The 8307-nt window shown below is 68.7% G+C and carries 7 protein-coding genes and 1 pseudogene; 4 read left to right on the plus strand and 4 right to left on the minus strand.

Annotated elements, in window-relative coordinates; genetic code table 11:
* Window positions 1-399: pseudogene (fliI, locus tag G3573_RS17960) on the minus strand (flagellum-specific ATP synthase FliI); the annotation flags it as partial.
* Between the two features lie 175 nt (window positions 400-574).
* On the opposite strand from fliI, the gene G3573_RS17965 reads away from it, so the two are divergent.
* The 3 genes from G3573_RS17965 (at window position 575) to G3573_RS17975 (ending at window position 1703) form a co-directional block, all read left to right on the plus strand.
* A complete protein-coding gene (locus G3573_RS17965) occupies window positions 575-718 on the plus strand; it encodes a hypothetical protein (protein WP_163263068.1) in 144 nt (47 codons plus the stop codon).
* 62 nt (window positions 719-780) lie between these two features.
* The gene (locus G3573_RS17970) at window positions 781-1230 is read left to right on the plus strand and encodes a carboxymuconolactone decarboxylase family protein (RefSeq protein ID WP_163263069.1); all 450 of its coding nucleotides are present in this window, start codon (window positions 781-783) and stop codon (window positions 1228-1230) included.
* Between the two features lie 68 nt (window positions 1231-1298).
* On the plus strand, window positions 1299-1703 hold the full coding sequence (locus G3573_RS17975; RefSeq protein ID WP_163263070.1) for a hypothetical protein: 405 nt from the start codon (window positions 1299-1301) through the stop codon (window positions 1701-1703).
* A gap of 6 nt (window positions 1704-1709) precedes the next feature.
* Here G3573_RS17975 and G3573_RS17980 read toward each other — a convergent pair whose 3' ends face one another.
* Window positions 1710-3851 (minus strand): family 16 glycosylhydrolase, encoded by a 2142-nt coding sequence (locus G3573_RS17980; RefSeq protein WP_163263071.1) that lies wholly within the window; start codon window positions 3849-3851, stop codon window positions 1710-1712.
* Between the two features lie 123 nt (window positions 3852-3974).
* Window positions 3975-6653 (minus strand): family 16 glycosylhydrolase, encoded by a 2679-nt coding sequence (locus G3573_RS17985; protein ID WP_163263072.1) that lies wholly within the window; start codon window positions 6651-6653, stop codon window positions 3975-3977.
* 543 nt (window positions 6654-7196) lie between these two features.
* On the opposite strand from G3573_RS17985, the gene G3573_RS17990 reads away from it, so the two are divergent.
* Window positions 7197-7892, plus strand: coding sequence for a response regulator transcription factor (locus G3573_RS17990; protein WP_163263073.1), 696 nt, complete (start codon window positions 7197-7199; stop codon window positions 7890-7892).
* 141 nt (window positions 7893-8033) lie between these two features.
* On the opposite strand, the gene G3573_RS17995 is transcribed toward G3573_RS17990, so the two are convergent.
* The coding region (locus tag G3573_RS17995; protein ID WP_205598347.1) for a hypothetical protein at window positions 8034-8307 on the minus strand (274 nt) is incomplete at its 5' end.

An 8307-nucleotide genomic window follows, 5' to 3' on the forward strand; every position in this document is an offset into this window, starting at 1 on the left:
GGCGTGGGCGGACGGCGGCGCGGCGCGCAGCGGATAGGCGGCCTGGCCGGTCGGCAGCGGGCCCAGCCCGTCCACCGGCTGGCCGAAGGCGTCGACGATGCGGCCCAGCCAGCCGAGCGTCGGGCGCACGGCCGCGCCCTCGTTCAGGATCCGGATCTCGGCCCCGGGCGCGACGCCCTCGACCGGGCCGAACGGCATCAGCAGGGCGCGGGCTTCCTTGAAGCCCACCACTTCGACCGGCAGGGGCCGGTCGGACCTGCGCAGGATCTCGGCCCGGGCCCCGACTTCCAGGCGGCTCAGGCCGCCCTTGGCCTCGATCAGCAAGCCGTTCACGCCCGCCACCCGACCGCAGACGGTCAGCGGATCGATGCGCTCGGCGGCGGCGATCAGGTTGCGCAAAACAGGCCAGTCCCAGGTTAGCGACCGATGATCGGCCTGACGCCGTTAACGCACCCTAAAGAATGGTTGACGAGGCGACGCCGGGTCGCGCGACGGCGACGCCTGGCGACGTCTCCCCCTCAGGTTGCCGGGATCTCAATTCATGGTAGCGTCCCTCGTCCTCGGCGAGAGCGGAATGAAACTGGCAGCGGACCGCCATAAGAGGCTCTACGTCGCCGTCGTGGTCGTCACGGCGCTGCTCGCGGCCATGGTCTTCGGGCCGAAGCTTGCCGATTTTCTGCGCGACAGCGGGATCGGATTTCCCGAGCAGCATCGCTAACGCCCGGCGAACCTCACTCCTGCCTCGACGAGTTTCCGTCGCCTCGGAGAGGAGACGGCCGCATGACCCTGCGCCTCGACTACACCCACGTCGCGCCCGACGGCATGAAGGCGCTGGGCCAGGTTTACGGCTACGTCCTGAAGTCCGGCCTGCCCGCGCCGCTGGTCAATCTGGTCTATCTGCGCTGCTCGCAGATCAACGGCTGCGCCTACTGCATCGACCTGCATAGCAAGGACCTGGCGAAGGAGGGCGTCTCCTACCAGAAGATGCTGCTGGCCTCCGCCTGGCGCGAGGCGCAGGGCGTGTTCTCCGAGAAGGAGCAGGCCGCCCTGGGCTGGGCCGAGGCCCTGACCCTGCTGCCGCGGACCGCCGCCCCGGACGCGGACTTCCAGGCCGTGAAGGCGCAGTTCAGCGACAAGGAGATCGCCGACCTGACGATCGCGATCGGCCTGATCAACGTCTACAACCGCATCGCCGTGGGCTTCCGGCGCGGACCCGAGGGCGTCGCCTGAGTGGAAGGTTGACGGAACGCCGGTCCGCCGGTTTCGTGGGGTGAGCGACGCCTTGGGGGAGGCATGCCATGACCATGATCGATCGGGCCTGGATCGGCCTGCGCTGGCTGTACGCGTTGTTCTTCATCGCCACGGGCGTGATGATCGTCGTGACCCTGACCACGGGGGCCATTCCGCGCCCGCCGCAGGCGACGCCGGCGGCGGCGGCCTTCGATCACGCGATCGCGGCGACCGGCTTCATCGACCCGGCCCTGGCGGCCAGCTACCTGCTGGGCGGCCTGGCGCTGCTGCGTGAGCGGACCACGCCCTTCGGCCTGGTGCTGCTGGCTCCGGCCGTGACGGTGATCCTGCTGGTCCACGTCTTCCTGAGCGGCCTGTGGCCGGTCGGGGCCGCGACGGCGGGGATCGCCGCCCTGCTGGCCTGGCGCCATCGCGGCGGCTTCACCGGCCTGTGGAGCTACCGGCGGGCCTGAGCCCGCTCAGCTCCAGCTCCAGTCCGCGCTCGTCAGCTGGGCGCTGGTCACGCCGGTCAGAGTGACGCGGTCGCCGCTGGCGAAGGCGACGATGGTGTCGGCGCCGGACTGGGTGACCGTCGGCCGGGTCGAGCCGAAGCCGATGAAGGCCATGCGGTCCTCGGTCCCGCCGGCCAGGAAGTCCTCGATCACGTCCTGGCCGAAGCCGGGGGCGAATTCGAAGCGGTCGTCGCCCGCGCCGCCGCGCATGCGGTCGTTCCCGACGCCGCCGACCAGGGTGTCGTTTCCGAGCCCGCCGATCAGCAGGTCGCGCCCGCCCCAGCCCTCCAGCCGGTCGTTTCCGGCCCCGCCGTCCAGGTCGTTGCCGCCGGCGGCGCCGCGCAGCGTGTTGTTCAGCGCGTTTCCGATCGCGTCGATGTTGGCCGCGCCTGACTGGGTCAGGTGCTCGACCTCGGCCGACAGGGTCACGTCGACCCAGGCCTCGACGGTGTCGTTTCCTTCGCCCGGCTTCTCGACCACCGCGTCGCCGACCTGGCGCACCACGTAGTAGTCGTCGCCCGGGCCGCCGATCATCCGGTCGTTCCCGCCCCCGCCGCTGAGGTAGTCGTTGCCGGCGAAGCCCTGCAGGGTGTCGTTGTTGCTGGCCCCGATCAGTTCGTCGCGCGCGGCCGTGCCGTTCAGCGTGCGCACGGCGTCGGTCGGGGTCGGGACCGGCTCGCTCACCCCGTTCAGCGAATAGACCCGCAGGTAGTCGATCTTGAGGTCGGCCGGCAGCACGGTCTGGGCGTCCGGCGGGCCGCCCCAGTTCCCGCCGACCGCCAGGTTGACGATCATGTACATCGGCGAGTTCAGCGCGGGCGGCGTCGGCGCGCGGAACACCTCCTGGTCGTCCAGATACCAGATGGTCCACTGCGGCGACCACATCAGGCCGTAGGTGTGGAAGCCTTCCGGGTGCGGCAGCAGGTTCTGCATGCCGGCCAGGTTGTTGGTCCCGCTGGTCCGGTCGTGGCGGAAGGCGTAGGGCCCGTTGGGCTCGTGGCCGAGGGCCTCGAGGATGTCGAGCTCGACCTTGCGGCCGTCCTCGGCCAGCATCCAGAAGGCGGGCCACAGTCCACGGCCTTCCGGCAGGTCGGCGCGCAGCTCGTAATAGCCGTAGGTCTGGGCGTGCACGCCCTTCGTGCTCAGCATGCCCGAGGTGTAGTCGTAGCCCCAGATGCTCGGCTGCAGGGCGTCGGGCGCGCGCTGGGCGCGGATGCTCAGCACCCCGCCGCTGATCGAATAGGGGTTCAGGCCCAGGTCGCGGCCGGCCGTGCCCTGGAAGCCGGGGGCGACGTAGATCTGCTGCTCGCCGTTGTTGGGCAGGGTGTAGCGGTCGACGGTGGTCGGCCCGCCGTAGCCGTAGTTGGTCTTCCACAGCCCTTCGCGCGTGCCCGCCGACCACAGGTTCAGCCGGTCGAACTCGTCGTTGAAGTTCAGCTCGCCCAGCTTCGAGCGGTCCAGCGGCAGCTGGAAGTCGTCGGCGGTGAACTGGGCGATCCTGGTGTTGCGGAACACCACGACCTCGGAGCCCACGTGCAGGACCGTGTCGGCGCCCTGCTGGACCATGGCCGCCTTGATCTGGTCGAAGGTATGGAAGCCCGAACCGATCAGCCGCACGAAGTCGCCGTCGGCGCCCGTCCCGGGCTTGAAGTCCTGGATGACGTCGTTGCCCTCGCCTTTGACGATGACGAAGTAGTCGCCGCCGGCGCCGCCGACCAGCACGTCGTCGCCCGCGCCGCCGTACAGCGAATTGCGCCCGTCCTTGCCGATGATGAGGTTGGGCAGGGCGTTGCCGACGCCGTAGTTCTGGTCGCCGCCTTCCAGCACCAGGTTTTCGATGTTGGCGGCCAGGGCGTGGGAGCCGGCCCAGGCGTAGGCCGTGTCGATCCCGCCGTTCGGGGCCTCCACCGCACGGGTGTTGTAGCCCATCAGGTAGTACCAGTCGTCGCCGCCCTTGCCGATCAGCGTGTCGTTGGCTTCGCCCAGCAGGGCGTTGGCGGCGTCGGTGCCTGTGAGGGTCTGGGCCGCCGGATTGTTGCGCGCCTCGTAGCGGTCCACGACGCTGCGGCTCTCGGGCATCACCTGCCCGCGGTAATTGAGGTACGCCATTCGGAACCGACCCTGGCCAAAGTGCGTAGGAAAAACGCCCTAGGCGAGATCGGTGTTCGAGCTGCGCTCGAAATTATCCCGGACGGACAGATAGTTGCGTCCGTCCGGGACAAAATCTCGGGATTAGCCCCAGCCCCAGTCCTGAGATGTCAGGTCGGCGCTGTTCACGTTCAGCAGGGTGATCTTCTCGCCGGTGCCGAAGGCGATCACCGTGTCGGCCCCGACCTGGGTGACGGTCGGGCGGGCGGAGCCGAACCCGGTGAAGCTCATCCGGTCGTCGGTCCCCCCGGCCACGAAGTCGTGGATCACGTCGTGGCCGAAGCCCGGCCGGAAGCTGAACACGTCGCTGCCGGCCCCGCCGATCAGGTGATCGTCGCCGGCGCCGCCCTCCAGCCAGTCGGCCCCGCCGCCGCCGTCCAGGCGGTTGGCCGCGTCGTTGCCGGTGATGCGGTTGTTCAGGGCGTTGCCGGTCCCGTCGATCGCCGCCGTGCCCTTGAGGTTCAGGATCTCCACCTCGTCGGGGAGGACGTAGCTGATCCAGGCGCCGACAGAGTCCGTGCCTTCGCCGGCCAGTTCGACCACCCGGTCGCCGACGTTGTCGACCAGATAGGAGTCGTTGCCCGCCCCGCCGACCATGACGTCGGCGCCCGCGCCGCCGTCGATGTAGTCGTTGCCGCCGCGGCCTTCGATGCGGTCGGCGGCCGCCGTGCCCTTCAGCGAGTCCGCGGCGTCGGTGCCGAGGATGGTGTTCGTGGTCGGCGGCGGCGGATCGCCCGGCCCCGGCCCCGGACCCGGATCGGTAGGCGGCGGCCCCGAACCCTTCAGGACGAAGTCGGACGCCTTCAGGGCGCCGGCCTGCACGTTCCTCAGCACCAGCGAGGCGTTGTCGGAGAACACCACCAGGGTGTCGGCGCCCTGCTGGGTGATCGAGCGCCAGGCGGTGAACTCGGTCGCCTCGATCAGGTCCTCGCCGACCACGAAGTCCTCGACCACGTCACGGCCGGCGCCCTCGCGGACGACGAAGGTGTCGACCCCCAGGCCGCCGTTCAGGACGTCGTTGCCGGCGCCCCCGTCCAGCCGGTCGCGCCCGCCCCAGCCCTCCAGCCGGTCGGCGCCGCCCATGCCGTAAAGGTCGTTGGCGCCGGCGTTGCCGCGCAGCGTGTTGTTGAGCGCGTTGCCGGTCGCGTCGATGTTGGCGACCCCGAACATGGACAGGAACTCGACATTGTCCGGCAGGGTGTAGTCGGCCCAGGTCTGGACGGTGTCCCAGCCCTGGTTGGCCAGTTCGACGATCACGTCGCCGGTCTGGTGGACCACGTAGGTGTCGTCGCCCAGCCCGCCGACCATACGGTCGACGCCGCCCTCGCCGCGCAGGTAGTCGTTGCCGGCGCCGCCCTCCAGCGTGTCGGCGCCGGAGGCGCCGATCAGCTCGTCGCGGCCGTCGCCGCCGATCAGGTGCTTGGCCGGGTCGGTGGGCGGCGGCGGCGGCGCCGCGCCGCTGGCCAGCTCGTAGACGTGCACGTAGTCGATCTTGAAGTCGGCCGGCAGGCTCGTCTGGCCGTCCGGCGATCCCGGCCAGGCGCCGCCGACGGCCAGGTTCAGGATCAGGTACATCGGGGTGTTGGAGGCCGGCGTGCTGGCCGCCCGGAACACCTCGTGGCCGTCGAGGTAGTAGACGATCGCGTCTTCGGTCCACAGCAGGCCGTAGGTGTGGAAGCCCTCCGGGTGCGGCAGCAGGTTCTGCATGCCGGCCAGCTTGTTGGGCCCGTCGGTGCGGTCGTGGCGGTAGGCGTAGGGCCCGTAGGGCTGGTGGCCCAGCCCCTCGAGGATGTCCATTTCCACCGCGCGGCCGTCGTCCGGCAGCAGCCAGAAGGCCGGCCACAGGCCCTTGCCCTCCGGCAGGTCGGCGCGGATCTCGAAATAGCCGTACTGCTGGGAGAACGCCCCGCGCGTGGTCAGCAGGCCCGAGGTGTAGTCGTAGTTCCAGATGTCGGACCTGACGTCGGCGCCGACCTTCTCGGCCCGGATCGACATCACCCCGTCCTCGACGTGGAACGGGTTGATCCCCAGGTCGTGGCCGCTGGTCCCCTGGAAGCCCGGCGCGGCGTAGATCTGCAGCTCGCCGTTCCTGGGCAGGGTGTAGCGTTCCACGCTGCTGGCGTCGCCGTAGCCGTAGTTGGTCTTCCAGATCCCGTTCAGCGTGCCCCCGGGCGACAGGTTCAGGCTGTCGAACTCCTCCGAGAAGGTCAGTTCGCCCAGCCGGCTGCGGTCCAGCGGCATCTGGAAATCGTCGGCCGTGAACTGCTCGATGCGGGTGTCGCGGAAGACGACGACCTCGTCGCCGTTCTGCAGAAACACGTCCGCGCCCTTCTGGGTCATCGCCGCCTTGATCTCGGCGAAGCTCTTGAAGTCGGAGCCGATCAGCCGGACGTAGTCGCCGTCGACCACCTGCCCGGCCTTGAAGTCGTGGATGACGTCGTTGCCCTCGCCCTTGACGATGACGAAGTAGTCGGAGCCCCCGCCGCCCACCAGCACGTCGTCGCCCGCGCCGCCGTATAGCGAGTTGCTGCCGTCCTTGCCGAAGATCAGGTTGTTCAGGGCGTTGCCGACGCCGTAGTTCTCGTTGCCGCCTTCGAGGACCAGGTTTTCGACGTTGTCGGGCAGGGCGTAGGAGCCGGCCCAGGCGTACACCGTGTCGATCCCGCCGTCCGCGGCCTCGACCACCTTGGTGTTGTAGCCCATCGCATAATACCAATCGTCGCCTTTCAGCCCGATCAGCACGTCGTTCTCTTCACCGAGCATGGAATTATTCCTGTCGGTGCCGGCGAGCGTCTGTGGGGTCGGGTCGTTTCGCGCCGCGTGACTGTCCACGACGCCGCCGCTCGTGGGCATGAGCTGCCCGAGATAGTTGTAATAGGCCATGTTTGGAACCCAACCGACAGCTGAACCAGGTAGGGGAAAACCACCTAGGAGCGGGGCTGTTCGAGCTTGGCTTTAAATTTTGTGGCGAGGCTGGAGCGGCGCCGCGTTCCGGCGCGCCGCGTTATCCCCAGCTGCGGCGGTCGGGCGCAGGCCACGCGCCGTCAGTTTCAGGCGAATCTTCATAAGGTTAATTCAACCGCGCGGCGAGGGAGGGCGCGGTCGGGACGAGGGGGTCCCGTTAACGTCGCCTTAAGAATCGAATCGTTGACTCGACCGCTGGACGCGGACTCGCAAATCACCCTACGATTCGGGGCAGTCGTTAGGATTAACCAATCTTAAGTAACTGGCGGCCTAGCGTTCAGAGGTAAGGGCCGGACCTGTCTGTAGGGTTCGGTGGCGGGACGCTTCGCCGGGAGGGGCCGAATGCGAGTTCTGTTGATCGAGGACGATAGCGCCACGGCGCAAAGCATCGAGTTGATGCTGAAGTCCGAAGGTTTCAACGTTTACACGACCGATCTGGGTGAAGAGGGCGTGGATCTGGGTAAGATCTACGACTACGACATCATCCTGCTGGACCTGAACCTGCCCGACATGTCGGGCCTGGACGTCCTGCGCCAACTGCGCGTGGGCAAGGTCAACACGCCGGTGATGATTCTGTCGGGCACCACCGAGATCGACACCAAGGTCAAAACGTTCGGCGGCGGCGCCGACGACTACATGACCAAGCCGTTCCACAAGGAAGAGCTGATCGCCCGCATCCATGCGGTGGTGCGTCGCTCGAAGGGCCACGCCCAGTCGGTCATCAAGACCGGCGAGATCACCGTCAACCTCGACGCCAAGACGGTCGAAGTGAACGGCGTGCGGGTCCACCTGACCGGCAAAGAATACCAGATGCTGGAGCTGCTCTCCCTGCGTAAGGGCACGACCCTGACCAAGGAGATGTTCCTGAACCACCTGTACGGCGGCATGGACGAGCCGGAGCTGAAGATCATCGACGTCTTCATCTGCAAGCTCCGCAAGAAGCTCGCGACCGCGGCCGGCGGCAAGCACTACATCGAGACCGTCTGGGGCCGCGGCTACGTCCTGCGCGACCCGGCCGAGGGCGCCGTCGCCGCGTAAGCGGCTCCGCCTGACGACTAAAAACGAAACGCCCGCCGGACCCCTTCCCGGCGGGCGTTTTGCTTTTTGCGGCAGAAAATGGAGGGGCGGCGGAGGAGCCCGGCCGCCGCCCCTCGTCCGTCGGGCGTGAGGGACGGGGGATTAGCGCCCGACGGAAACCGAACCGGATCCTTCGGCCGAGCCGTTGGCGTCCGCCTTGACCTTGGTCTGACGCGGACGCTTCACGTCGGTCTGCGCCTGGGCGGAGCCGCCGGCCGAGCCGCCGCCCTGAGCACCTTCTTGGGCGCCCGCCGCCTGGCCCGAGCCGGACAGATCGCCGCCGACATCCAGCGCGCCGCCGAGGCTGCGCGAGGCCGGGGTCGAGGTCTCGCCCGTGTCGTCGCCCGAGCCACGGGCCAGCCCGCCCGACAGGGCC

This window comes from Caulobacter sp. 17J65-9 (genome assembly GCF_010975005.1).
In the GTDB taxonomy this organism is placed as follows: domain Bacteria; phylum Pseudomonadota; class Alphaproteobacteria; order Caulobacterales; family Caulobacteraceae; genus 17J80-11.

Coding starts and splice junctions, on each gene's coding strand:
- G3573_RS17965 (WP_163263068.1), top strand. CDS start 575: ATGAAACTGGCAGCGGACCGCCATAAGAGGCTCTACGTCGCCGTCGTG.
- G3573_RS17970 (WP_163263069.1), top strand. CDS start 781: ATGACCCTGCGCCTCGACTACACCCACGTCGCGCCCGACGGCATGAAG.
- G3573_RS17975 (WP_163263070.1), top strand. CDS start 1,299: ATGACCATGATCGATCGGGCCTGGATCGGCCTGCGCTGGCTGTACGCG.
- G3573_RS17980 (WP_163263071.1), bottom strand. CDS start 3,851: ATGGCGTACCTCAATTACCGCGGGCAGGTGATGCCCGAGAGCCGCAGC.
- G3573_RS17985 (WP_163263072.1), bottom strand. CDS start 6,653: ATGCTCGGTGAAGAGAACGACGTGCTGATCGGGCTGAAAGGCGACGAT.
- G3573_RS17990 (WP_163263073.1), top strand. CDS start 7,197: ATGCGAGTTCTGTTGATCGAGGACGATAGCGCCACGGCGCAAAGCATC.